Annotated in this window: 25 protein-coding genes; 22 read left to right on the top strand and 3 right to left on the bottom strand. The window is 56.9% G+C overall.

The features are described from left to right. Positions 1-680: 680 nt before the first annotated feature. The 9 genes from ACYVIS_RS15895 (at position 681) to ACYVIS_RS15935 (ending at position 7,910) form a co-directional block, all read left to right on the top strand. Positions 681-962, top strand: coding sequence for a hypothetical protein (locus ACYVIS_RS15895; RefSeq protein WP_232742770.1), 282 nt, complete (start codon positions 681-683; stop codon positions 960-962). 256 nt (positions 963-1,218) lie between these two features. After that, entirely contained in the window at positions 1,219-2,202 is a 984-nt protein-coding gene (locus ACYVIS_RS15900; protein WP_232742769.1) for a Bug family tripartite tricarboxylate transporter substrate binding protein, read from the top strand. Positions 2,203-2,319: 117 nt separating this feature from the next. Beyond that, the gene (locus ACYVIS_RS15905) at positions 2,320-3,222 is read left to right on the top strand and encodes a LysR family transcriptional regulator (protein ID WP_232742768.1); all 903 of its coding nucleotides are present in this window, start codon (positions 2,320-2,322) and stop codon (positions 3,220-3,222) included. Between the two features lie 109 nt (positions 3,223-3,331). Continuing rightward, positions 3,332-4,267 (top strand): hydroxymethylglutaryl-CoA lyase, encoded by a 936-nt coding sequence (locus tag ACYVIS_RS15910; RefSeq protein WP_232742767.1) that lies wholly within the window; start codon positions 3,332-3,334, stop codon positions 4,265-4,267. Between the two features lie 3 nt (positions 4,268-4,270). Continuing rightward, entirely contained in the window at positions 4,271-5,461 is a 1,191-nt protein-coding gene (locus tag ACYVIS_RS15915; protein WP_232742766.1) for a CaiB/BaiF CoA transferase family protein, read from the top strand. 447 nt (positions 5,462-5,908) lie between these two features. Beyond that, positions 5,909-6,403, top strand: a complete 495-nt coding sequence (locus ACYVIS_RS15920; RefSeq protein WP_232742765.1) for a hypothetical protein — start codon at positions 5,909-5,911, stop codon at positions 6,401-6,403. A gap of 135 nt (positions 6,404-6,538) precedes the next feature. Beyond that, a complete protein-coding gene (locus ACYVIS_RS15925) occupies positions 6,539-6,835 on the top strand; it encodes a hypothetical protein (protein WP_232742764.1) in 297 nt (98 codons plus the stop codon). Positions 6,836-6,842: 7 nt separating this feature from the next. Further along, the gene (locus tag ACYVIS_RS15930; protein WP_232742763.1) at positions 6,843-7,181 is read left to right on the top strand and encodes a hypothetical protein; all 339 of its coding nucleotides are present in this window, start codon (positions 6,843-6,845) and stop codon (positions 7,179-7,181) included. A 33-nt stretch (positions 7,182-7,214) separates the two neighbouring features. After that, entirely contained in the window at positions 7,215-7,910 is a 696-nt protein-coding gene (locus ACYVIS_RS15935) for a cytochrome b/b6 domain-containing protein (RefSeq protein ID WP_232742762.1), read from the top strand. A 23-nt stretch (positions 7,911-7,933) separates the two neighbouring features. Here the strand turns inward: ACYVIS_RS15935 and ACYVIS_RS15940 are convergent, their stop codons facing one another. Next, positions 7,934-8,644, bottom strand: a complete 711-nt coding sequence (locus ACYVIS_RS15940; protein WP_460874408.1) for an ArsR/SmtB family transcription factor — start codon at positions 8,642-8,644, stop codon at positions 7,934-7,936. Between the two features lie 129 nt (positions 8,645-8,773). Here ACYVIS_RS15940 and ACYVIS_RS15945 point away from each other — a divergent pair, with 129 nt between their 5' ends. Then, complete coding sequence (locus ACYVIS_RS15945) at positions 8,774-10,207, top strand: MFS transporter (protein WP_460874409.1); 1,434 nt, start codon at positions 8,774-8,776, stop codon at positions 10,205-10,207. Here ACYVIS_RS15945 and ACYVIS_RS15950 read toward each other — a convergent pair. Continuing rightward, the gene (locus ACYVIS_RS15950) at positions 10,183-11,175 is read right to left on the bottom strand and encodes an ATP-grasp domain-containing protein (RefSeq protein WP_460874411.1); all 993 of its coding nucleotides are present in this window, start codon (positions 11,173-11,175) and stop codon (positions 10,183-10,185) included. The two genes, ACYVIS_RS15945 and ACYVIS_RS15950, sit on opposite strands and share 25 nt — an antisense overlap. A gap of 304 nt (positions 11,176-11,479) precedes the next feature. Here ACYVIS_RS15950 and ACYVIS_RS15955 point away from each other — a divergent pair, with 304 nt between their 5' ends. The 7 genes from ACYVIS_RS15955 to ACYVIS_RS15985 all read left to right on the top strand — a co-directional run bounded on the left by ACYVIS_RS15955 (position 11,480) and on the right by ACYVIS_RS15985 (position 18,001). Then, on the top strand, positions 11,480-12,247 hold the full coding sequence (locus tag ACYVIS_RS15955) for an SDR family NAD(P)-dependent oxidoreductase (protein ID WP_460874412.1): 768 nt from the start codon (positions 11,480-11,482) through the stop codon (positions 12,245-12,247). 13 nt (positions 12,248-12,260) lie between these two features. Further along, positions 12,261-13,457 carry an acyl-CoA dehydrogenase family protein gene (locus ACYVIS_RS15960; protein ID WP_232742758.1) on the top strand — a complete coding sequence of 399 codons (1,197 nt, stop codon included), beginning with the start codon at positions 12,261-12,263 and terminating at the stop codon, positions 13,455-13,457. Positions 13,458-13,460: 3 nt separating this feature from the next. Continuing rightward, positions 13,461-14,492: a phosphotransferase family protein gene (locus tag ACYVIS_RS15965; RefSeq protein WP_232742757.1), complete on the top strand. Its 1,032-nt coding sequence runs from the start codon at positions 13,461-13,463 to the stop codon at positions 14,490-14,492. After that, entirely contained in the window at positions 14,485-14,859 is a 375-nt protein-coding gene (locus ACYVIS_RS15970) for a DUF6285 domain-containing protein (protein WP_460874413.1), read from the top strand. The genes ACYVIS_RS15965 and ACYVIS_RS15970 overlap by 8 nt, the downstream gene beginning before the upstream one ends. A gap of 6 nt (positions 14,860-14,865) precedes the next feature. Beyond that, positions 14,866-16,506: an AMP-binding protein gene (locus ACYVIS_RS15975; protein ID WP_460874414.1), complete on the top strand. Its 1,641-nt coding sequence runs from the start codon at positions 14,866-14,868 to the stop codon at positions 16,504-16,506. Between the two features lie 13 nt (positions 16,507-16,519). Then, positions 16,520-17,245 carry a 2-phosphosulfolactate phosphatase gene (locus ACYVIS_RS15980; RefSeq protein WP_232742754.1) on the top strand — a complete coding sequence of 242 codons (726 nt, stop codon included), beginning with the start codon at positions 16,520-16,522 and terminating at the stop codon, positions 17,243-17,245. Between the two features lie 69 nt (positions 17,246-17,314). Then, positions 17,315-18,001 (top strand): TetR/AcrR family transcriptional regulator, encoded by a 687-nt coding sequence (locus ACYVIS_RS15985; RefSeq protein WP_460874415.1) that lies wholly within the window; start codon positions 17,315-17,317, stop codon positions 17,999-18,001. A 30-nt stretch (positions 18,002-18,031) separates the two neighbouring features. On the opposite strand, the gene ACYVIS_RS15990 is transcribed toward ACYVIS_RS15985, so the two are convergent. After that, positions 18,032-19,156, bottom strand: coding sequence for a lactonase family protein (locus ACYVIS_RS15990; protein ID WP_460874416.1), 1,125 nt, complete (start codon positions 19,154-19,156; stop codon positions 18,032-18,034). Between the two features lie 434 nt (positions 19,157-19,590). Between ACYVIS_RS15990 and ACYVIS_RS15995 the strand changes: the two genes are divergently transcribed. The 5 genes from ACYVIS_RS15995 to ACYVIS_RS16015 are packed head-to-tail and all read left to right on the top strand — an operon-like array spanning position 19,591 to position 25,611. Further along, complete coding sequence (locus ACYVIS_RS15995) at positions 19,591-20,634, top strand: extracellular solute-binding protein (RefSeq protein ID WP_232742751.1); 1,044 nt, start codon at positions 19,591-19,593, stop codon at positions 20,632-20,634. A 32-nt stretch (positions 20,635-20,666) separates the two neighbouring features. Further along, the gene (locus ACYVIS_RS16000; RefSeq protein WP_460874417.1) at positions 20,667-21,554 is read left to right on the top strand and encodes an ABC transporter permease; all 888 of its coding nucleotides are present in this window, start codon (positions 20,667-20,669) and stop codon (positions 21,552-21,554) included. Continuing rightward, entirely contained in the window at positions 21,551-22,357 is an 807-nt protein-coding gene (locus tag ACYVIS_RS16005; protein ID WP_232742749.1) for an ABC transporter permease, read from the top strand. Before ACYVIS_RS16000 ends, ACYVIS_RS16005 begins: the two co-directional genes overlap by 4 nt. Positions 22,358-22,359: 2 nt before the next feature. Then, entirely contained in the window at positions 22,360-23,493 is a 1,134-nt protein-coding gene (locus tag ACYVIS_RS16010; RefSeq protein ID WP_460874418.1) for an ABC transporter ATP-binding protein, read from the top strand. Between the two features lie 51 nt (positions 23,494-23,544). After that, entirely contained in the window at positions 23,545-25,611 is a 2,067-nt protein-coding gene (locus ACYVIS_RS16015) for a hydantoinase/oxoprolinase family protein (protein ID WP_460874419.1), read from the top strand. The last annotated feature ends 11 nt before the right edge of the window (positions 25,612-25,622 follow it).

Raw genomic sequence — 25,622 nt, forward strand, 5'->3', positions numbered from 1 at the left:
GCACCTCGACCGCTGGACGTGCCGGACTGCACAGCACCGCCCACCCTGCGGCGTCTTTATAGAACGAACCGCCCGCACAGCAACGCACAATCCAAAGTCATCGCCCCAGCCGGTATAGGCAGCTCAAATTCACACCTCAAGCCTAAAAACAGCCCAAAACAAAAGTCACTGAAACGCGTCCAGCCCCATAAACCGCTAGAACCGAAAATACGCCAGGGTCTGTTGACGCTAAAAAGGAAGCTGCAAACGACACGGACGAAATAAATAAAGCCGTTGCCGGCTACTCCTTCAGGTTAGGAATCCGGCCTCCCATGAGGTTCAATTTGTCACATTTTTGTCGCGAATTGTTTGCTATTCTAAGCGCGCCGGGCAATCGATCTGGACTCCGCGAGCCCCCGGCCAAAGCAGTAAAAAAAACGTATAAACAAAGACAAAATTCTCATATAAACAAATAGAAAACTCCATATAAACTGGGTTTGTCCTGCAGGAGCAAGGACCACAACCTGTTCCCGACCACTTCGCCGCACGCTGCACACAGCCGACCGCTCCCCGGCACCGTTCCAAGCCCGTTATCGATCAAGGGTCAATACCGCACAGGACTGCCATCACAAGCCCTGAACCTGCCTAGAACCACGAGCCGTCAACAGACCCGCTCGACATCGATCCAGGAGGATCACATCATGAACGAAATCGTAGAAAAATACTCGGCCTACGCGCTCAGACTTGCCGCTCAATATGAGAGCGGCCAAGTCGCTTTCGCCGATCTGACCGGCCTGGTTGAAGAATTTGCGGCAAAATTTACCGAACACCTTAACGACCTGCCGGAATCGCAGCGCGCACCCACCAGTTCGGCGCTGGAAGCTTCGCTTGACACCTCGCTGAAAACCGTAAACCAGGACAGCAATACGGCACAAGCCCTGAACGAAATACTCCTGTCCCTTAACCGCACCCCTATTTATTAAGCAGCACCAAGTCTTGAAAAAGACCCTCCGGCCAGGCCAGTCATGAGGTTCAATGACTGGCCTTTGCTTTCAGTATTTTCTCCTGTTCCAAACCCGGTGAAGGATACGTGAACAGCAAACGCCAAAGCCTCGAAGCACCGCAGTGCCATCGCAAATCGCGATGGAGTCCATAACCAAGATGTACTTATGAACCCACGATGATCCCGCTAGACTAGCTCCTGAACCATACACCAATAATTATCACGGAGACAGTTCCATGCGTCACATCACACGCCATTTTTTAAAGGCAGTCCTTGGACTCGGCTGTATCGCCCTTGGAACCGCCAGCCACGCGGCAAACTCGTATCCCGATCATCCAGTTCACCTCATCGTGCCGAGCTCGCCCGGCTCCACACTGGATCTCGTTGCGCGCACCTTTACGCCCGCCCTGAGCACTGAGCTGAAGCAGTCCTTTGTTGTGGAAAACAAGGCCGGAGCCTCCAATATTACCGGTACCCGCGAGGTGGTCATCGCCGCCCCCAACGGCTACACCATAGGCATGATTTCGTCCAACCACGCCGTCAATCCCAGCCTGCACAAACACCTGCCCTACGACTCAATCAAAGACATCACTCCCATCACGATCATCGGCACCACACCGCTTGTACTGGTGGTACCCAAGAATTCGCCATACAAGACGGTAGGCCAGCTCATCGCCGCCGCCAAGGCGCACCCCGGTAAAATCAACTACGGCTCGGCCGGTACGGGTACGGCCCTGCACCTGGCCGCACTGCTTTTCACGTCCAAAGCCAATATCGACGTCGTGCATATTCCCTATAAGGGCGGCAACCCGCTTATTACCGACCTGATGTCCGGTCAAATCGATTTCGCCTTTCTGGGAACGCCTTCGATATTGTCGCAAGTCAAGGCGGGCACGCTGCACGCCCTGGCCGTCACAACCCTGAAACGTTCCTCGACGCTCCCCGAAGTACCTACCCTGAATGAATCGGGGTTGGACGGCTATGACTACGATCCGTGGATCGCACTGTTTGGACCTGCCAAGCTTCCTGCGGCCATTACCCAGCTGCTGCAAAGCAAGGTTCACGAAATCCTGAATCGTCCGGACGTGAAAAAGCAGTTTGCCGTGCAAGGCTTTGTCCCGACCGGCAGCAGTTCGGCCGACGCGCTGGCCACCATCCAGAACGATATAAAAGTCAGTGCGGATCTGCTCAAGGCCGCGCATGTCGAGGCAGTCGATTAACAAAACAAATTGCGCGGCTGTCGGCCGGAAAACACTTACACACCGTCGACCACATCTCCGTCTCTCGCCTATACTGCTATTCATCCAAACCCGGCGCCGCAGTACGGAGATCCAAACGTGTGGAAAGTCGATCCGACCTCGCTTTACTTGTTTATTGCCGTTTGCGAAGAAGGCAGCATTGCCCAGGCCGCCGAGCGTGAAATCATGTCTTCGGCGGCGATCAGCAAGCGTATCGCCGATATAGAAAAATCCATAGGCACCTCCTTGTTGTCCCGAAGCCAGAAAGGCGTCGTTCCCACGGCGGCGGGTCTAGTCCTGTTGCGGCATGCCCGAAACCTGATCGGCAACATGAACAAGCTGCACAGCGAACTCAGCGAGTACGCCTGTGGCGTAAAAGGCCATGTGAGGCTGCTTGCCAACGTCTCCTCGATTACCGAGTTCGTGCCGGAGGAACTCACGTCCTTCTTCAAGAAATACGAGCATATCCGGGTCGATCTCGAAGAACGGATCAGCCCGGAAGTGGCGCGCGGTGTAATGGATGGCAGCGCCGACATCGGCATTTGCCGCGATTTTATTTCCACCGGGGAGCTGCTCACGATTCCCTACCGGACAGATCACTTCGCCCTGGTCGTCCACGATACGCATCCATTGGCCGGCAGAAGCTCTTTGTTATTCGAAGAATCCATACACTACGATCAGATCGGCTTTTCGCCCAATGCCGCCATCAATGTCCTGATGTCCCGCATTGCCGCCGAAAAAGGCGTTGAACTGCGCTATCGGACTCACATCACCACCTTCGACGCCGCCTGCCGTTTCGTCCAGGCCGGCCTGGCCGTAGCGGTGCTGCCCCTGGAAGCCGTGGTGCGCTACAGCCATATCTATGGATTGCGCGTGCTCCCGCTGGAGGACGCCTGGGCCACTCGGCGTTTCATCATCTGCAGGCGCCGGACCGACAGCCTGTCCATTCCGGCGCAGCGCCTGCTCGATCATCTGCTGGAGCGCCTGCCGCCGGAGTCCTGAGCGCGCGCCATCGCCATCCGCGATGGATGCCATCGCGGACAAGCCATTATGCCGCGCCGCGTATTTCTATAGACTCGAATCCACGCACCACTTATTGATAGAGTCCATCATGATTCAAGCAAACCCTCGGGTCATTGTCCAGGAGGTCGGATTGCGCGACGGCCTGCAAAGCGTGGCCCAAACCATGTCGACCGAAAACAAGATCCGGTGGATCGATGCCGCCTATCAATCGGGCATACGACACATGGAAATCGCTTCGTTCGTGCCACCCAAACTGCTGCCGCAGATGGCCGACGCCGCCATGGTCGTCGCCTATGCCAAGCGCTATGCCGACCTGGCCGTCACCGCGCTGGTGCCCAATGAAAAAGGGGCCGTGAATGCCGTCGCGGCCGGAGCGGACCGCATCGTTGCGCCGATCTCGGTCAGCATGGCCCACAGCCTGGCCAATGTGCGCCGCACGCCCGACGACATGGTGGCTGAATTCTCCAGAATACGCACATGCCTCGATCGAGAAAACAGCTCGGTAAAACTGATCGCCGGCTTGTCGACGGTGTTCGGCTGTACTCTGCAAGGCGTTGTAACCGTGCGCGCAGTGTGCGACATAGTCAGGAAATGCCTGGATGCCGGTGCCGATGTCATAGCCCTGGCAGACACGACCGGCCATGCCACCCCCCTGCAGGTCGGACAAGTCATAGAAGACGTAAAAGAAATTGCCGGGCCGAAATTCACATCCATGCATTTTCACGATACCCGCGGCATGGGCCTGCCCAATACCCTGGTTGCGCTGGAACACGGCATCCGGGAATTCGACGCCTCGCTGGCCGGCCTGGGGGGCTGCCCTCATGCGCCGGGCGCTACCGGCAACGTGGTCACGGAAGACCTGGTGTTCATGCTGGAAAGCATGGGCTACGCCACCGGAGTAGATCTGGCGAAACTGATAGCCAGCCGGCATATTCTCCAGGAAGGCCTGCCCAACGAGCCGCTGTACGGATTTATCGCGCGCGCCGGCATTCCCGAAACCTATCTCCTGTCGCCAGTCCAATAAGCCATGACTCATCCGCAACCCACATCAACTCCCGCTCTCCCGCTGGCGGGGATCCGCGTCGTCGAAATGACGCATATGGTCATGGGCCCGACTTGCGGCATGATTCTGGGCGACTTGGGCGCCGAAGTCATCAAAGTCGAGCCGCCGCAAGGCGACCGCACCCGCACCTTGCTCGGGGCGGGGGCAGGCTTCTTCCGCACTTTCAACCGCAACAAGAAAAGCGTTGCCCTGGATGTGAACAAACCGCAGCAACTCGAGGCGCTGCGCAAACTCATCCATACCGCGGATGTCTTTGTGGAGAACTTCAAACCGGGGCGCATGGCCGCACTCGGCCTGGATTACGCCACGCTCAAGCTCGATAACCCTGGCTTGATTTACGCATCGCACAAAGGTTTCCTGAGCGGTCCGTACGAAAAACGCCTGGCGCTAGATGAAGTCGTACAGATGATGGCCGGCCTGGCCTATATGACGGGGCCGGTCGGACGCCCCCTGCGGGCGGGCAGTTCAGTCAACGACATCATGGGCGGCATGTTCGGTGCGCTGGGAGTCCTGGCGGCCTTGTTCCAGCGCAACAATACCCGCATGGGCAAAGAAGTCCAGAGCGCACTGTTTGAAAACTGCGTGCTGCTTTCGGCCCAGCATATGCAGCAATACATAGTGACAGGTCAGGCCGCCGCCCCCATGCCCGAACGCATCAGCGCATGGGGTATATACGACACCTTCGAGCTGGCCGGCGGCGAACAGATGTTTATCGCCGCCACGGGCGATGCCCAATGGAAGACCTTATGTGAAATCGTCGGCCGCCCCGATCTGCATGCCGATGCCCGGCTCGCCAGCAATAACGATCGCGTCCTTGCGCGCGACTGGCTCATCCCCGAACTGCGCGCCACGCTGAAACAGTTCGACGGCGTTCGACTGGCGCAGGAATTCGAGCAAAAAAACATACCTTTCGCTGCCATAACCCGGCCCGAACAGCTCTTCGACGACCCTCACCTGATTGCCAGCGGCGGGCTTGGCAAACAGGAGCTCGAAGATGGCTCCGTCACCGACATGCCCCTGCTACCCATTTCGCTCGACGGCGAGCGCCTGCAGCCGCGCACGCCCATTGCACGCATAGGCGAGCACACACGCGAAATCATGGAAAGCCTGGGATATGAAGCCCAGGACATACAAAAAATGACTCACCCCGGTTGAACGGCAGCGCTCGTTCCTCCGGAAAAACCGGTGGGTGGCTAAAATAAGGCATGAAAGCTGGAATATTCTTAGTTAGCCTTTTGGCCATGGCCGGCTCCTGGTACTGGATCAGTCATCGCCAGGGTCGGTCCCTGCCATTGCCGCAACAGCTAAAAAATGCCCTCAAAAGCGTTGTCATCGGCATTGCAGTGTACTTTTCCCTGCTGTTTGTCGTGTTGGTCTATTTGATGGCGAGCACGCTTTGAGGCTTTCCGCGCAGGCTCAGCCAAATGGCCAGGTTCCTCCGCGGCAGACAGAGGGGTCTCCGCCAACCGGCCGAGCCGGCTCACCTTGCTAAAAAGCAAAAAATGAAATGTAATAGCAGTTACACCTTTTGTATTTTTTTTCCAGGCATTTGTAACAAAGTGCTCGTTTATCGACGTAATATTTCAGCATAAACAGCATGCCATGCGTCATTACCTTGTGACCTTCTCTCGGCTCCTGAACATCGCCGTGCTTTCCCTGGCATGCGGATCCAGCTGGGCAACACCGGCCGATTGGCCGATTGCCCCTTCCCGGCTTACCCTGCCTACGCCCTATGGCACGCTCAGCATCAAAGCCAGCGACTACATCTATGAATCGCGGCTTATGCTCGATAACGTCGAACTGCAGCCGAAAATCGAAGGCTTGCTCAATATTCCCTATGCATTCGCCATGCCCAAGGCCCTGGCAGCGCTGGTTTCCATTAATAGCGGCAACAGCATATGCCCCATCGTGTACCGATGGATAACAGTGCGCAAGGGCGGATATAAAATGTCGGCGGAATTCGGTTCCTGCTCGAGCCAGATCAAAGTATCGGTAAAAGGCCATAAATTCACGCTTGCCACACCCAACAGCCAAAAGCCGGATAAAATCGATATCTACGTTTACGATGGCAAAACCATCAGGCAAGGCAGACAGTAAGCCGGGCCGCCTCCAGATCCGGCCTTGTCGTAGTTTCCAGACCCTTACTTTTTTATTTAAAGAACGATTTTGACTTCTGCAGCCAACCAAACTTGGGGCTTCTTGCACCCTGACTGCTTCGGCCAAAAGGCCCTGATGTTTTTTAGCTGGGATTTGGCCAAAACCATCGAACAGCAATTCGAACTGCATTCGGCCTCAACACTGTCGACTCAACTTTTCGAAGCCCAAAAAGCCGTCGATCGCCTGTTGAACCAGTATGTGCAAATTCAGGCCAATCCTGCCGCCTTCGAAGGACAAAGCATTACCCTGCACCTGGAACGCGACGATTCCGATGCCAGTTCGACACCGGTGCTCGCTTTGCACACATCACCCCACCTCGAACAGCTTATTCTCGACATGCAAACACAGCAGGCATCGCACACCATTAATTAGGCCCGACATGACAACACCCCAATGGGGCTATGAACGCCCCGAATGCCGTGGCGATTTTGCACTGAGCCTGTTTCTCGACGATATGGAGCGTTTGGTAACCCATTACGCGACAAAAACCGACACCCCCGAAATCCGGCAATTTCAGGCACAGGCCGCCGCCAACAAGCTATTGCAGGCCTACCAGAAAAACGCCCGGGGAACTCAGGCTTTTACTCAGCAGTCCATAGAAATAAAATCCATTATTGATGAAACCGGCCGCCTGCAATTTGTGCCGATCTTTTCCTCCGGCCTGAAGGCCTGTCTGATGGATTTGCTGAAACGCTCCAACAAGACTCACTTGCACTGACATCAGCCGGCATCGCCGACGGGATCAATTCGAATGTCCACGAGCAAACATACCGCAATGATTCGCGTCTGGGATCTTCCTACCCGCCTGTTCCACTGGGCCCTGGTGTTGTGCGTTATCGGCTCTTTTATCACGGTCAAGCTCGGTGGCCTATGGATGGACTGGCATGTGCGCTTCGGCCTGTGCATCCTCGGCCTGATCCTGTTTCGAGTTATCTGGGGTTTTTGCGGCCCCCGTTATGCCCGATTCACCCAATTCATCCACGGCCCCCGCTATATCCTGAGCTACTTGCAGGGCAAAACACCGCACATAGCCGGCCACAACCCCCTGGGCGCGCTCTCGGTGGTGACCCTGCTCGCTGTATTCGGCTTCCAGGCCTTCAGCGGCCTGTTTGCCAATGACGACGTCATGACCACCGGGCCGCTCGCGTATTTAAGCGACGCCTGGTCCAACACCCTGACCGAGCTGCATGACATGAATCAATGGCTCATGATAGCCCTGGTCAGCCTGCATGTCGGCGCCATCGCCTGGTACCGGCGGCAAGGCAAGAACTTGATGGGCCCCATGATTCACGGCAACGCGCCCGTCAATGCCGAACATCAGGCATGCCTTCCGGGCGCGCGCGACTCGTGGCTTGTGCGGCTGGGTGCAACTCTGCTGGGGCTGGCCATCGCCGCGCTTGTGTGGTGGATACAAACCCTGGCGCCGGCGGCCGATTTTTCATACTGAGCCGGCGTGCGGCACCAGCCAGATCAGGTAGGAGATGAACAAGCCACAGACTGCGAGTCTATGCCAAGCTGTTCCTTGAAACCGGCCCATCCTTGCGGCGTCACCCGAATCAGGCGAGACGATTTCGAACGCCGCAGCCACCCTGACGCGCACAAGGTCGCCATGAATTGAACACCCAGCGGTCCCGCCAGATGATGGGAACGCTCCGTCCAGTCCAGGCATTGCCGGGCAATCCCCCGCCGAGTGGGCTTGATCGCCGGCATATCAATTCCCATTGCCTCAAACCACCTCGCACCGGCGGAGGTCACGTCATAGCGCTTTTCCTCCGCGGGAATGAGAAAGCCGCGCAGGACCAAGGCCTGCGTCACAGCCACCCCTAACTGGCCGGCCAGGTGGTCATAACAACAACGGGCCATATGCAGGTCTTTGGCAAGCAGGCTCAGGGGTTTGCGCCGAATCGAAGGCCTGATCACCGCCAGACTTTCAAGTGCCTGGGCCACATGCGAGCCCGCCAGCCGATAGTAACGGTGCCGCCCTTCTTGCTCGCACAAAAGCAGGCCGCCTTCCAGCATCTTGGACAAATGCGCACTGGCAGTTTGGGCGGTAATTCCCGCGGCATACGCCAACTCGCCCGCCGGCCGGGCGCACCCGTCCAGCAGGGCCAGCAGCATGGCCGCCCGGGTCGGGTCGGCAATCAGGAAGGCTACCGAGGAAATACTGGGCAGGGAATTCATTTTCGATCCTCCGGGAAGAGCTTTAAATCTTACGCCCGAACAGGCGTACATGCTTCGATGCGCAACGAAGCATTCAAGCGCGGCATCCGGTTACTGTAGGACTCAATCCTCTGGACATAAACGGCTGCCATGAAACACAGGAAAACATATTCGAAATCGATTTACTCGCCCGTTCCAAAGGCTCATTTGAACAATCGCGGGGAGCTGGCTCTCGCAGCACTATGCATGGCCGTGCTGATCGCCCAGATCGACACGGCTGTCGTCAATCTCGCGGTGGGCCCTATCGCCACGTATTTCAAGGCAAGCGTTGCGGCCATGCAGTGGGTCGTCGACAGCTACAACCTGGTTTACGCTATTTTGCTCCTGACTGGAGGATTGCTCGCCGATCTGTATGGCCGAAAGCGGGTCTTCATGACCGGCATTGCGATTTTCACGGCAGCCTCGCTTCTGTGCGGCTTGTCGTCAAACCTTGCCTTGCTGATCGCCGGCCGCACTCTTGCCGGAGCAGGGGCGGCGCTGATGACTCCGGCCTCTCTGGCCATCCTGCGAGTGGTCTGGCCCGACAGCAAGCAACGTGACCGGGCTCTGGGGATCTGGGCCGCCTGCAATGGCCTGGCATTTGCCATTGCGCCGACTCTCGGCGGCCTGTCGATCAAATGGTTCGGATGGCGCAGCATTTTCTTCCTGGCCGTTCCTGTCGGCCTGCTCGCCTTGGCACTGGCCATACCGGCCATTCCCGAATCGTCCGATCCTGAAAAACGCCACTTCGATCTGGCGGCCCAAGTGCTTGGAGCGTTGGCTCTGGGCGGTCTCGCCATCGCAGCCATCGAAACCAATCACGACCGTACCGCGGCCCTGGGAGCGCTAGCCATTGCAATCCTGTCGCTCCTGCTGTTCATCCGGGTCGAAACAGCCAAAGGCGCCACAGCGATGGTTCCGTTGGACATGTTTCGCGCGCCCGCGTTTCGCGGCGCGATCGTCGCCACCGCGGGTATGACTTTCGGCATGTATGGCGTCCTGTTTCTGCTGCCATTGATCTGGCAAACCCAGGGCACTTTTAGTGCCACGCAGGCGGGACTCGCACTGATGCCCATGGCTCTGGTCTTCCTGCTTATGTCGCCTTTTACTGGCAGGCTTGCCGAAAAAACAGGCATGCGCCTACTTGCTTGCGGCGGCGTCGCGATGATTGGATGCGGGCTACTGGTCCTGGGCGTCACCGCCGAATGGACATCTCTGGCCTACGCCGAGTCGGGCCTGCTACTGGCGGGCGCCGGCATGGGATTGGCCACCGGGCCGCTGATGGGAATGGCGATGGGCGCCGTTTCCGCGGCACGATCGGGCACCGCTTCGGCATTGATCAATGTCGCCAGAATTGCGGGGGCCACACTGGGAGTAGCCATCCTGGGCGCCCTGTTTGCCAGCGCCGGAACGCCGGTCGCCGGGCTGCACTTCGCCATGCTGTTGGGTGGCTCGATTCAAATCGCCTGCGCTGTCGCCGCCTGGCACACAACGCGGCCGACTATTGAATCAGGCAAGAATCAGGCCACAGCCGACAGCACCTGACGAGTTCCATTCAGTTTGCCCAATTCTTCTCCCAGATACCGGGCAATCGTACGCATGCCGAACAGGCCGGCTTGAGCTTCGGCATCGCTGTTGTAATTGGTATTGGTGTTGACGTCGTAGGTGTAGATCTCGCCACGCGCATCCGTGATGAACTCTATGCCTGCAATGCCTATGCCATTATTGGCAATGAAACGGCTGTAGCGATCGATGATCGGGTCATTGAATTGCTTGATGATCTGGAAGCGCGGCGCGGCGGCCACGGGTGCCGTTTCTCCGACCGGACAGAATGCATCGCCTACCTGGCAAACATCGGCGGGACAAAGCTCGAATCCAAGCGAGGTATCGACACGCACCGCATACATGAATTGCCCGCCGACAAATTCGACACGGGTGATATAGGGTTCAGGGGCACGGATGTATTCTTGAATCAGGGTAATGCCATCGACGGAATCTTCGAACTCCGCGCTGTCGACATGGCTTTCCAGTGCCTCAACCGTATGAAACAAATGCACGCCCAGGCCTTTTCCAGCCCGATTATGTTTGGTAATGAAGGCGCCATTCATTTTTTTGGCTGCCGCAACAATGTTGTCGCGCCCCACCGCGGCGATGGTATATGGCGTGCGGATGCCGAAATTCGACAGCGCCGCATATTGGGCGATTTTGCTGACCTCAAGCTGCAACGCGCGGCTATTGTTGATCACACGACGGCCATGCGATTCAAGCCACGCCAATACGCCCGCCGTATATTCCGGCGCATAACGATGATCGCGAGTATGCGAAGACGCACTCATGCGGTTGTAGAACACGCCTTGCGGCGGAGCGCTGGACAGATCCAGCAGGCCCTCGCTGAGAAACCATTCTTCGTAAGGCAGGTCGAGTTCCGCAAATGCGCTGCGTAAAGGTTCGACCCAGGCGTCATTTTCGTGGATCACATGGATTTTTTGCATGGCTGCTTCTGGCAAAGGCATAGGGCGAACCCCTATGCAGAGTAATTAGTTAATGTCAGCTTAACGGTAGGGAACCCTATTGAGAACGAATGAATGAGCATATCGTTATTAAATAATGATATATAGAATCCACCGCACGTCCATGCAATTTCAAAGATGCGATCCTCGGCATCACGGCAAAAGGCGCCGCCCGGCGACTTTGAGCATGGGTACCGCATGCCAGGGGCCAACTGCGAATACGCCTCGTCTATTGAAAAAATCGAACGATCGTTCTATAATTCTTTTCAGACAGCAAACAAATCAAAGCAGCAAAAAGGAGACATCAATGCCTGACAAGTTCAGCCTGGCTGGAAAAGTCGCATTGGTCACAGGAGCGGCAGGTGGCTTGGGAGCGCATTTCGCCCAAACCCTCGGCCGCGCGGGAGCCAAGGTGATACTGGCGGGGCGGCGGCAAGAGCCGCTGAATCAATTGGCACGCGGGCTGAAAGAATTCGGGATAGAGGCTCATGCAGTGTCTATCGACGTCACCGATGAATCCAGTATCCGGTCCGGCTTCGAACAGGCACAGGCGCTTTGCGGCCTGATCAATATTGCCGTGTGTACGGCCGGGGTCACCGCCAACAAAAATGCGCTTTCTCTTTCCACCGAGGAATGGGGCCAGGTGCTCGATGTCAACCTAAAAGGCTGCTGGATGGTCAGCAAGGAAGCCGCCCGGCGGTTGATTGACGCGGGGCAGCCTGGTTCCATCATTCATATCTCTTCCATCCTCGGGCACCGGGTGGCCGGCCATGTGCTTCCCTACACGGTTTCGAAAGCCGGCCTCGAGCAAATGACCAAGGCCCTGGCGCTGGAGTGGGCTCGCTACGGTATCCGTGTCAATGCCTTGGCGCCCGGCTATATCGAAACAAACCTTAACCGCGACTTTTTTGCTTCAGAGCCCGGGCAGGCCCTGATCAAGCGCATTCCCCAGCGCCGGCTGGGGAATGCCTCCGACCTGGATGGCGCATTGCTGTTGCTGGCTTCCGACGCCTCGGCCTACATGACGGGCAGCTCGATTGTCGTGGATGGCGGCCATCTGCAGTCCACTCTATAAGGAATACAACACTATGGACTTCACACTTTCAGATGTAGGCGAAGCCTATCGCAAGCGCATCAGGGAATTTGTCGACAGCGAACTTATCCCGCTGGAAAAGACCCCCGGGTCATACGATGAACACGAGAACATTGATGAAGCCTTGCTGCAAACGTTAAGAAGCAAGGCAAAACAGCACGGCTTGTGGTGTCTGCAGATGCCGCGCGACCGCGGCGGCCAAGGCCTGCAAGTGACAGACATGGCGGCCTGCTACGAAGAAATGAATCGTTCGATTTTCGGGCCGGTAGTGTTCAATTCCGCGGCGCCCGACGACGGCAATATGATCATACTGAACAAGATCGCCACCCAGGCGCAAAAAGACCGCTGGCTGCAACCGATCATCGATGGCCAGGTGCGTTCATCGTTCGCCATGACAGAGCCCGCTCCCGGCTGCGGGTCCGACCCGTCCATGATGCAGACTCGCGCCGAACGCAAGGGCGACCACTGGGTGGTCAACGGAACCAAGCATTTCATCACAGGGGCCGGAGTCGCGGCGCATTTCATTCTTATCGCCCGCACGTCCGACGATAGCCGCAAAGGCTTGACGGCCTTCATGTTTCACAAAGACGATCCTGGCTGGGAAGTGGTGCGCCGCATTCCCATCATGGGGCCCGAGGAACACGGCGGTCATTGCGAATTGCGCTTCGATGGCCTGCGCATTCCCGATGAAAACCGTTTGATGGAAATCGGCGACGGCCTGAAATTGACGCAGATACGCCTGGGTACCGCGCGCCTGACGCACTGCATGCGCTGGCTCGGCCTTTCCAAGCGGGCTCTCGAAATCGCCGGCGAATATGTATCGCAGCGGGAATCGTTCGGCGTCAGGCTGGCCGACCGCGAAGGCGTGCAATGGTTGCTGGGCGAAGCAGCCATGAATGTCCAGATCGGCCGTCTGCTGACCATGCACGCGGCCTGGAAGCTGGATCAGGGCGATTTTGCCCGCAAGGAAGTCTCCATGGCTAAAGTCATTGTGTCGGAAACCTTGCACAAATCGGTGGATACCGCCATTCAATTGTGCGGCGCCCGGGGTTATTCCAAAGATACGCCTCTCGAATGGATATACCGGTACGCCCGCCAGGCTCGGCTGGTGGATGGTGCATCGGAAGTCCACAAAATGGTGTTGTCCAAAAACCTGCTGGCCGAGGGTGGCGATTTCTGGCACTGGGGATAAGGCATGGAGCTCGAAGACACCGCCAAGGCCCTTGCGCAGTTTGTCAGGCTCCAGACTCACGCCGACAAGGTGGGCGTGCTCGAGTTTTTCCGCTTGTCGGGCGGCGCAATACAAAACAATTATGCCCTGACGGTAGATCTCGCCGGCGGCCGGAGCCCCGGGCGCAAAGAACTGGTAGTGCGCAGCGACGCCCCGTCGCGCATAGCGGCCAGCCTGAGTCGTCCGCAAGAGTTTCATGTGCTGGCCGCCGCATACCGGGCTGGAGTAACCGTTCCGCAGCCCTTGTGGCTATGCGAAGATGAATCCCTGGTCGGCGAGGCATTCTGCATCATGAGCCGGGCTCGTGGCTCGGCCTCGCCGCGCCAATTGCTACGGGGAGCACTCAACGAAGCGCAGGCACACACCCTCACCGTGCAACTGGGTGTCGAACTGGCCCGCCTGCATCAAGTCAGGCCACCTCATCCCAGCCTTGATTTTCTGCCCATACCCCAGGCGAGCCCCGCCCTTCACCGCATCCAGACCTATCGTCAGGCGCTGGGCTCCATACCCGAGCCGCATCCCGTCCTGGAGTGGTCGCTTAATTACCTGCAGGATCACGTCCCGGGCGGCAGCGAGCTCGTCTTGTGCCACGGCGACTTTCGTACCGGCAACTATATGACGGAAAATGGACAGCTGACCGCAATCCTCGACTGGGAATTTGCCGCCTGGAGCGACCCTTACGAAGACCTGGGATGGCTCTGCTCGAAAAGCTGGCGATTCGGAGTCAATGATCGGCAAGTAGGGGGCGTGGGCCACAAAAATGAACTGTTCGAGGGCTACTCGAGCCTTTCGGGAAAGCCTGTCGATACCGGCAAAGTCCTGTATTGGGAAATCATGGCGATGACCCGCTGGGCGATTATCGCCCTGCAGCAGGCGCAACGCCATTTATCAGGGGAGCAGTCCTCGCTTGAACTTGCGCTGACCGGACGCATGCTGCCCGAGATCGAATCCGATCTGCTCGCCCAGATCCATGAAATTGGGAAAAGCCATGATTAACCTGCCGCACGGCCCCGAACTGCTGCATGTAGCGCGGCGCACCCTGCTGGATGAACTGCTGCCACTGCTGCCGCCCGAAAAAGTCTATGAAACACGCATGATAGCCAATGCAATGGCCATTGCCGCACGCGAACTGGCACAGCGGGACGCGGCGGAGCAGGAGAGCACCAAGCGGATACGCGTTTTCCTACAAAGCATTGCCGCGGATCCGCATAGGGCCGCCACCGAAGAAACCCTGGCCGCGCTGATCAAAGAACGCCGCATCGGGCCGGCCGCACAGGAACCGCTGCACGAGCTGCTTACGGATCTCACCACAGCAAAGCTGGCCATCAGCAACCCGAAATATCTTTCAGGCAACCAAGGGTAGACAGACATGGAAAACAAATATGAGCACGGCCTCGATCAATGTCCGGCGAACTATTCGGCGCTCACCCCCATCAGCTTCCTGAAACGCGCGGCCCAGATATTCCCTGAAAAGACGGCGGTCATAGACGATGACACCCGCCTCAGCTATCTTCAACTCCACCAGCGCTGCCGTCGCATGGCATGCACTTTGCAGGAAATCGGCATCAAGGCCGGCGATACCGTGGCAGTGCTGTGTTTCAACAGCCACGAGCTCCTGGAAAGCCACTATTCCGTGCCCATGGCCGGCGCAGTGCTCAATGCCCTGAATACCCGGCTCGATGCGGCAACGCTGCGTTTTATTCTCGGGCATGGCGAAGCGCGCCTGCTGTTTTACGATACTGAATTCGAAGCCCTGGTTGCCGAAGTTGTAAAGGGCCTGGAAAATCCCCCTTTGCTCGCCAGCATCGAACGCGTTGCCAAATCGGCTCCAGGGTTTGCCGCGCTGACCTATGAAGACATGATTGAGGCAGGCGACCCCGAATACTCCTGGCAAAAAGTCGATAACGAATGGAATGCCATATCGCTTAACTATACGTCGGGCACCACAGGCAATCCAAAAGGAGTTGTGTACCACCATCGGGGCGCCTATCTGGCAGCCATGAGCAATGCCATGGCTTTCAATATGAATCCCGATACGGTGTATTTATGGACCCTGCCCATGTTTCATTGCAACGGCTGGGGATATCCCTGGGCGATCACGGCTGTCGGCGGCACGCATGTCTGTCTGCGAAAAATCCAGGCTGAAACAGTACTGGCGCATATTGAGCAGCATCGGGTCACGCATCTGTGCGGCGCGCCGGTGGTATTGAACCTGCTGCTCAGCGACTTCGACAAACGAGGCACGGTGTTCGCCAACCCGGTCCAGTTCGGGCTGGGCGGCGCCGCGCCGCCCAGCCCGGTGATTCAGCGCGCACAGAAAATCGGATTCAGCATTACCCATCTGTACGGGCTCACCGAAACCTATGGGCCGTCAACCCTGTGCGTATGGCAGGACGACTGGGAAGGCCTGGCGCCCGACAAGCTTGCTCAGAAAATGGCGCGCCAGGGCGTCGCCAATTTCGCGATCGACGAAGTGCAGGTCCTGCACCTTGCCGAGGGTATTGCCGTGCCTGCCGATGGAAAAACATTGGGCGAAATCGTGCTCAAGGGCAATACCCTGATGAAAGGCTATCTGAAAAACGCAAAGAGCACACAGGAGGCCTTTAAAAACGGTTGGTTCCATACCGGCGATCTGGCGGTGATGCACCCAGACGGCTATGTTGAAGTCAAGGACCGGAGCAAGGACATTATTATTTCCGGCGGTGAAAACATTTCCAGCCAGGAAATCGAAGAAGTGCTGTATCGGCACCCTATGGTGTACGAGGCGGCTGTGGTTGCGCAGGCCGATCCGCACTGGGGCGAAGTCCCCTGCGCCTTTGTCTGCCTGAAAGAAAATGCCGGCGCCGTAAACGAACAGGACATCATCGAATTCTGCCGCGCCGGCATGGCCTCATTCAAGGTACCCAAAAGGGTTGTCTTTGGCGAACTGCCTAAGACATCGACCGGGAAAATCCGCAAGAACCTGCTCAGGGACCAAGTCAGCCAAACAGGCCAGGACCTGTCGGCATAAACAGGACCATAGTGTGCAAAAAATAAATGTGATTGCCCGCAAAGACGATCTCGATCCGCAGCGGGCGCCGGGCAAGGTGGCCATTGTGCTGGATATCATCTTTGCCACCAGCACCATTGTCACAGCGTTGCAACAGGGCGCCCGATCGGTCGTACCCGCATTGGACGAGGCCCAGGCCAGGCAGCTGGCCGGTGTGCGCGAACCGGAGGGCTTCGTCCTTGCCGGCGAATATCACGCCGACACGCTTTCCGGATTTCATGCCTACAACCCTCTGGCAATGCGCGCTTCACTGCTTGCCGGCAAGGATCTTATTTACTCCACAACCAATGGCACCGTCGCATTGTGCAAGGCGCAGGCATGCCGGCATGTATACATCGGCGCCCTGCTCAATGCCCGCGCGGTGGTAGACCACTTGCTGCGGCACTTCCAGACAGAAACCATACTGCTCGTATGCGCAGGCTCGCGCGGCACCTTTTCGCTGGAAGATTTCTTTGCCGCCGGCTACTTCGTCAGCCTGCTTTTCGAACTGGGAGGAAAGAGTCGAATAGCACTGAGCGATTCGGCCATTGCAGCCATGCGTCTGGCTCGGCAAAACGATCCGCTCGATATACTGCTGTCGTCAAAAGTCGGGCTGCGCATGCTCGATCGCGGCATGCAGGCCGATATTGAGCATTCCGCCGCCCTGGATACCTGTTCCATTATCCCCGTTCTGACAAATGGCATAGTGGTTCGCGCATGAAGCGGAAGCGCCAGCCAGGGCCGCGGGCAAACAGGCTGTCTTTTACCGCCGAACAAGAAGTGGACAAACATGATTTCTGATTTTGAATCGTTCAAGATCGAACTGAGTCTTTCCAAAGATGAAATCTATCGCGAGCTGTACCGTAAAAACAAGGATCGCATTCGCATTAAAAAGGAATATGTAGCGGTCAAGAACCTGGCCCGCATTATTGAATCGACCTTGCGGCTGGCCAGTTCAAACGGCTTTCACGCCATGTCGCTGCGAGACCTGTGCGCCGACTCGGGCTTCAGCATTGGCGGCCTGTATGCCTACATCAAGAACAAGGACGATCTGATCCATCTGATCCAGAGTCACGGGTTCATCCTGACCCGGCGCACCATGCTGGCCTACACACAAGGCATCGATGCCGCCCGGGACAAATTATTTGCGGCAATCAAAACCCATTTATACCTCAGCGAACTTATGCTGGCGTGGTTCAGCTTTTCATTCATGGAAGCCAAAAGCCTGCCCGCCAAAGAAAAAAAAGAAGCCATCGCGATCGAACTTGAAATCGAAAATATTATTTTCGACATCATTGAGCAAGGCGTTGCCGCGCAGGCTTTCAAACCCATCGATGCACGCCTGCTTTCTTCTGTCATCAAGGCCATGATGCAGGACTGGTACCTGAAGCGGCGCAAATATCGCAACCAGGCCGTCAATGTGACCCAATACGCCGAATTTGTCATGGGCATTCTGGAAAGCTACTTGCTGAGATGATCGCGGCATCCGGGCAAGCCACATACCGGATCAGTTGTACTCCACGATCTCAACCCAGTTGGCGCCCTTGCCGCCCGGGTATTGTCCTAGCAGGTTCAGGCCGCCGGTTTTCCGGTCGATGGCATACACCCCGACCTTGTTCGATTTTTCCCCGGAAACCACCATATAGTTGCCGCGCGGATCGATATTGAAACCACGCGGCTGCTTCTCTACCTTGGTAGTGGACAGGTAATCGAGCTTGCCGGTCAGCGGGTCGGCGGAAAAAGCGGAAATCGTACTGCTGGTGCGCTCGGACACATACACAAAGCGGCCGTCGGGCGTGATATGCATGTCGGCGGCCCAAATACGAGAGGTGGTATCGCCGGCCGGCGTCGGGCCCGTCAATCCATTGGGCAATTTCAACTTCGGGTCCAGCCCTGATATCGAACTCACCTGCGTCAATGCTCCGCTCGACGGATCGATACGATACGTCGTGACTATGCCCATCAACTCGCTTATTTCATAAAGGAAACGGCCATTGGGCGATAGCGCCGGATGCCGCGGGCCGGATCCTTGCTGCGTTCGCACGTATCCCGGGCCTATGGGCTCAAGCCTCCCGGTTTTTTCATCGAAGGAAAACTGCAGCACCTTGTCTGCCCCAAGATTGGCTACGTAGACAAACCGGTTGCTCAAGTCCGGCAGAATCGAATGGGCATGAGGCCCTGTTTTAATAATCTGCAGGCTTTCTCCCTGGACCACTCCTTGCGGCCCAATCGGATTCACCGCAATCACATCACCCCCGTACGAGGCGCTGAACAGGTAACGGCCGTTTCTGTCGGTCGACACATACGCCATGCTATCGGGCAATGCCGACTTGCCAAGCTGAGTCAAGGCTCCGGTTTTCGAATCGATCAGATAGGAAATGACCGAATAGGGCTTGGACCGGATCGAAGCATAAAGATAGCGACGATCGGGGCTGATGGCCATGGGCATTGCGGCCATTCCGGCTGGAGCCGTGCCCAGTGCTTGCAAAGCGCCATTGCCGGCATTCAGTCTGTAGACTGAAATATTCCCATCGCCCGCGTTGGAAACATAGACAAAGGTTGCCGCGTGGGCCGTCAGCGACAGCAGGCCAGCGGCAAAAGCGCCCGCCGCGGCAGGGATGGACAACTTCATGAGAGCTCCTTCGGCGTCGCATACCGCGATGCATCGTTGCAGATATATCGGCCAAACGATAGAAGCTTTCCATCCATGTAGCGATAGACCCGGGCATGTAACGCAACTGCATTTCCCAGCGGTTGAGACATTCCGCATCATTTCCGGGAAAACCCGAACGCGGGAATAAAGGATTTGCAGTTCGTCAACGCGCCTTGCATCCAGCAATTCGATGAACTGCAAAATCGTTCAGACAAGCAATGTGTTTCAGCGTCGGCGCAAGTCGGCGGCCGTACACAAAATCCTTGACAAGCTATCTCAAAAAGGTAGTATGGATATAGCATATCGATATTTACATATCGATATGCGATACAACAAAAACACCAAACCTTATCATTTACGCGGCTCCGAAAGCGCTGCGTCGAGTGATAACGCCCATCACCAAAGGAAAACACATGCGAGCAATTTCAAGAGCTTCTTCAGGCATATTGGGAGCCGTCCTATTGGCCGGCCTGACGCTAACCGTACCAACTGTCAATGCGAAGAACAAACCCGACAAGATAGTCGCCACGGCTTATGGCGGGATCTGGGCCGATTCCGTCAAAAAGAATTTTGTTTCGTGTTTTGAAAAGAAGACCGGCGTCAAGGTCGACGTGCTGACGGGCGAATCGGCGGCATGGTTGAATAAAATCCGCGCCAATCCATCCAAGCCGCCGATCGATGTGATCACGCTGGCCGAGGCAGACAGTTTTCGCGCCGGCCGCGAAGGGCTGCTCGATAAAATCACGCAGGCCAAAGTGCCTTATCTGAAAGACATCCCCGACTCCTTTCACAAACCCTGGAATGATTATTCGGTCGTCCTGAATTTTGGCGCCATGGGTGTCATGTACAACAAGGAAGCGATCAAGAATCCCCCCGCCTCCTGGAAGGATCTCATCGAAGGAATCATTGCAGGCAAGTATGGCAAAAAAATAGCCTGGCCATCGGGCACGTACACCTGGGGACCTGAATTCATCTGGTTTGTCGCTCAACAATATGGGGGCAGTATCGACACCGCATTCCAGAAAATCAAGGCCATGCAGCCTTATATCGTCAAATTCTGGAATACGCCCGTCGAAGCCCTGAATCTCTTTGGAACCAAGACCGCCGACATTGTCCTATATTGGGATGGGCGCGCACACAGCTTCATCGACAAAGGCAATCCATGGGCCGGTTTCTATATACCCCAGCCCAACACCATTGCAGGATCCGTATTGATTTCAAAGGTGAAAAACTCGCCGGATATCGCCTGGGATTACCTCAACTGCGCCCTCTCACCCAAAGGACAGCTTGGCCATGCCGAAACCATCCTATACGGAATTACAAACAAGACCGTGGTCTACCCACCCGACATCAAGAACAAGGTGACGTCGGCCGACCGCGTCATTATTCCTCCCTATTCCGAAATCATTGACAAAATTCCCGGCTGGGTCGAACGCTGGAACAAAGAGATTCAATAAGCCACAACCCTCATTATTATGGATGAACGGCAATGGCCCAAAGTCGGAAAGTATCGAACACCGTCTTTTCCGGGCAAGCAAGCATGTGGCCCGCCTTCAAGTGGAAGCCACTTGTTTTGCTGGCGCCCGCCGTGCTGTTCCTGCTGGTTTTTTTTGTCGGCCCGTTGCTGATCAATTTTCAGCAGAGCCTGAAGACGCCCGATAGCGGGACGCTGACCGCCGCCTACTATATAAAAGTCGCCAGCGACCCGTACTATCTGCGAGTACTCGGACAAACACTCATGCTGGGCGTCGTCGTCGTTGCCATATGCCTGATTACGGGGTATCCCCTGGCCTATGCCATCGCACGGGCTAGGGGGGGCTGGAAGGCCGCATTGGTCTTCGTGTTGGTGGCCCCGCTGCTTGTCAGCGTGGTCGTCCGTTCTTTCGGATGGATGGTGATACTGGGCAGCAACGGCGTGATCAATGCCGTTTTGCACGGCCTGGGGCTGCCCGGCATCGACCTCATGTACAGTTGGACGGGCATCACGATCGCACTCGTCCACGTCCTTTTGCCCTTCATGGTGCTGGCGATTGCAAGCACCATCGAAACGCTGGACGCAAGTATCGAAGAAGCGGCCCAGGTGCTGGGCGCGCATCGCGCGCGGGTGTTCTACCACGTCATGCTGCCGCTCTGCACGGAGGGCATCATCACGGGTTCCATCCTGACATTCACACTGACCATAGGCAGCTTCGTTACCGTAATGCTGCTTGGTAAAAATTCCACAATGGTACTGCCGCTGCTCATTTACCAGCGTCTGACGGTGGCATCGGATTGGCCGACGGCGGCCGCGCTCGGAATTATTCTTCTGGCGGTTGTACTTGCCCTTTTATGGCTGCAGGCGCGTTTGCGGCACACGGCGCACGAGGCCCGGCCATGAGCCATTTCAGCATCCTGCTCAAAGCCTATATCGCCGCCATGGTGTTCTTTCTGCTGGTTCCCGTCCTGATTGTAGTGGCCGTGGCGCTCACCCCCGGCGATTTCGTCACATTCCCTCCGCCTGCCTTGTCTTTGCGCTGGTTCAACAAGGTATTGTCCGATCCGCAGTTTCTATTGCCCCTGTGGAACAGTTTCCGGCTTGGCTGCGCCTCGACGTTCCTTGCGGTAATCCTTGCCGTACCCGCCGCCATAGTAATGGTGCGCCATCCCATGCGCGGCCTGCGCGAAATCCAGATGTTCCTGCTCTCGCCACTGAGCCTGCCCACCATTATTCTAGCCACCGGGCTATTGTTTTTTGTGCCAAAAATCGGCATGGATAGTTCCTTCGCGGCGCTGGTGGCGGGACATACTGTAATCATCGTGCCTTATGTCATGCGCACCGTTTTTGGCGTTTATGTCAATGCCAATCAAGAAATCGAATATGCCGCGGCGGTACACGGCGCGGGGCCATTGCGAACCTTCTGGTACGTAACCCTGCCTTTGATCCGGCCAGGAATTTTGGCGGGAGCCATCTTCGCATTTCTGATGTCCTTCGACGAGGTGGCTGTCGCGTTGCTGCTGACGAATACAGATACGACAACACTGCCGGTCATGCTCTTGAGTTATCTCATTTACAACTACGATCCCGCCGTAGCGGCCATTTCAACAGTCCAGATTTTCATAGTGATTGTTGCGCTGCTGCTTCTGGAACGTATTTTCGGGGTCGGCAATATGATGTTCGCGTCCAGAGAAAGCCAGGCATGAAAATGACTGATCGGAACCTGCATGAGTCACCGCGGCACAGGGGGCATCTGGCCATTATCGGGCTGGAAAAATCCTACCAATCGCAAACGGTTGTGTCGGATATGAATCTCGAGGTGCAGCCTGGCGAATTCGTTGCCTTGCTGGGGCCATCCGGCTGTGGCAAGACAACCGTGCTCAGGAGCATAGCCGGCTTGGTAACGCCCTCGGCCGGAGACATTCGTATCGATGATGCCTCGGTCTTGAAACAAGCTATCCATAAACGCGATCTGGGCATGGTGTTTCAAAGCTATGCCTTGTTTCCTCACTTGACCGTATGGCAGAACGTTGCATTCGGCTTGAAGATGCACGGCACACCCAAGCGGCAGATAGCGCCTCAGGTCGAGGGCGCGCTTGACCTGGTACAGATGCGTCATCTCGCCGAACGGTTTCCTGCCCAACTTTCCGGCGGCCAGCAACAACGCATCGCGCTGGCGCGCGCCATTGTCACCAACCCGACCGCATTATTGCTCGACGAGCCGTTCAGCGCTCTGGATGCCAAGCTGCGCGAATCCATGCAGATCGAATTGCGGCAATTGCAGCGGCGCCTGCGGATTACCACGATTTTCGTGACGCATGACCAGCACGAGGCCATGGCCATGGCCGACCGGATTGCCGTGATGAATAACGGGCGAGTCGAGCAATTCGATACCCCGCAGGCAATTTATGGCAGACCGGCAACGCTTTTTGTGGCCGAATTCATCGGTAAAACCAATCGCATGTCAGGGAACATGATCGGACGCGAGAATGGCTGCGCGCTGATACGCATCGAAGGCCGCGAAGAGGCCTGCCTGGTCAGGGACAACCCGGACATCGAGGTGGGAGATCCAGTTCTGGTGGTGCTGAGGCCGGAAAAAATTGAACTGGTACCGGAGGGATCACATATCAACGGCTATACCGGCCTGCTTGATGGGCGGGTGTCCGAAGTGATTTTCACCGGAGAGAAAAGCATGGTTTTCCTTCAATCCGCCTGCGGAGACTTCACTGTCGCATCCCAGAACCGCAGTTGCAAAGGCGTAATCCAGGCCATGCCCGGCAGCGCCGTGAAAATGGGATGGAATGCCGCCGACATGCTGGTTTTCCCCCTACCTGGAAACTGACAAGCGCAGATATCTTTTAAAAATCGGCAAACACGAGAGAGACAGTACATCATGACCGACACCAGACAACAGAACAGTGCCTTCTATGAAATCGGAGTGGATATCGGAGGCACATTTACCGATGTGGTGTGCCGCGGCGCCAATGCGGAAGTGCGTTTGGTCAAGATCCCGACCACCCGCGCCAACCCCAGCGCCGGGGTGCGCCACGCCGTCGAATACATGATTCGGGAATGGGATGTGCAGCCCGGGCAAATCGCCCGCTTTGTGCACGGTACGACCGCCGCGACCAATGCCGTACTGGAACGCAAAGGGGCAAAACTCGGCCTGCTGGCCACACAGGGATTCAAGGACGTGATCGAAATTGGCCGGCAGAACCGGCACGCCATGTACGACCTGGCACTCGTGCCGCAAACGCCAGTATTCCTGGTTCCGGGAGCATTGCGCAAAGAAGTGCGTGAACGAATCACCGCAAGCGGTGACATATTGACCGCACTCGATGAGGAATCGGTCCGACTGGCGGTGCAAGAACTATTGCATGCGGGGGTTCAAGCGATTGCCGTCTCTTATTTGTTTTCCTTCCTGAATCCGGCCCATGAGTTGCGCACCCGCGAAATCATCCATGAAATTGCGCCAGACATCATGGTCTCTATTTCCAGCGAGGTGGATCCGGCATTTCGCGAATATGAACGCACATGCATCACGGCATTCGATGCCTACATCAAGCCGGGAGTGGACCGCTATCTCGCCGAGATGGAACGCGATCTGATAAAGATCGGAGTCAACGCTCCTCTGCAATTGATGCAATCGCGCGGTGGAATAGCCTCATCCCACGTTGCCAGGCGGCGTCCGGTGCGCTTGTTTCTATCCGGGCCGGCCGCAGGCGTGATCGGCGGGCGCATGGTCGGGCAAGAGGCTCACATCGACGATGTCATTACAGTCGATATCGGCGGGACCAGCTCCGACATCGCGCTGATCAGCCAGGGCAAGCCCATGATCGCCGCCGAGGGCATGATCGATACTTACGCAGTCCGAGTGCCGATGGTCGACGTCAATGCGATTGGTGCCGGCGGCGGAAGCATAGCCTGGATCGATGGGGCCGGCGGCCTCAAGGTCGGCCCCCTCTCGGCGGGATCCGAACCGGGGCCGGCCTGTTACGGACGCGGAGGCGACAAGCCAACAGTGACGGACGCCTCGGTGGTGCTCGGCTACGTGAATCCCGATTATTTCGCAGGAGGCATGCTCAAGCTCGAACCTGAACTGGCCTGGCGGGTTATCGAACAATCCATCGCAAAACCTTTGGGAATGTCGGTCGAGCAGGCCGCCTTCGGCATCCACCGCGTTGTCAACTCCAATATGGCCGAAGGAATCCGGCTGGTATCTGTAGGACGAGGAGTCGACCCGCGCCAGTTCGCGCTGCTGCCCCTGGGCGGAGGAGGTCCCATACACGCCAATGCACTCGCACGTGAACTTGGCATGCGCCGCATCATCGTGCCGCTGCATCCAGGCGTGCTATCGGCGGCAGGGCTGCTCGATGCTCCGGTCGAACACGAAATGGCCATTTCGTTTCCGTATCCGCTCGAAGCGCGGGCTCTTGAGCCAATGAAAGCGGCATGTCGCAATCTGGATGAGGAATGCCTTGGCCTGATGGCCGCCGAAGGCATAGAGCGCAGCAAGGTGAAGATTTTCCATTTTGCCGATGTGTGCTATGTGGGCCAATCTTATTATCTTGAGATACCAATCGATACGGATGACGCGGATCCCATCGGCCGCTTGCGTACAGACTTTCTCGCGGCACACAACCGGGTTTATGGTCACAGCACCGATTTCCCCGCCCAGATCGTCAATCTGCGCACGATACATCAGGCTTTTGCCCATGCCGAAAGCCCATCTCCGGCGTATCGGCATAACAGCATGCAAGCCCGCAAGAACAACCGCAAAATCATGGTGAGTACCGATGGCTATGTCGATGCGCAGGTATTCGAGCGCGAAGCGCTGGCACCTGGCGCCCTGATCCAGGGTCCCGCCATCATCGAGCAAACCGACACGACCATCGTCGTGGAACCTGGCTGGCAGGCGCGGGTGGTCGAGGGCGGCAATCTTTTAATCACTACAGTTTGATTTTCAAGGAG

Source organism: Paralcaligenes ginsengisoli (genome assembly GCF_054781135.1).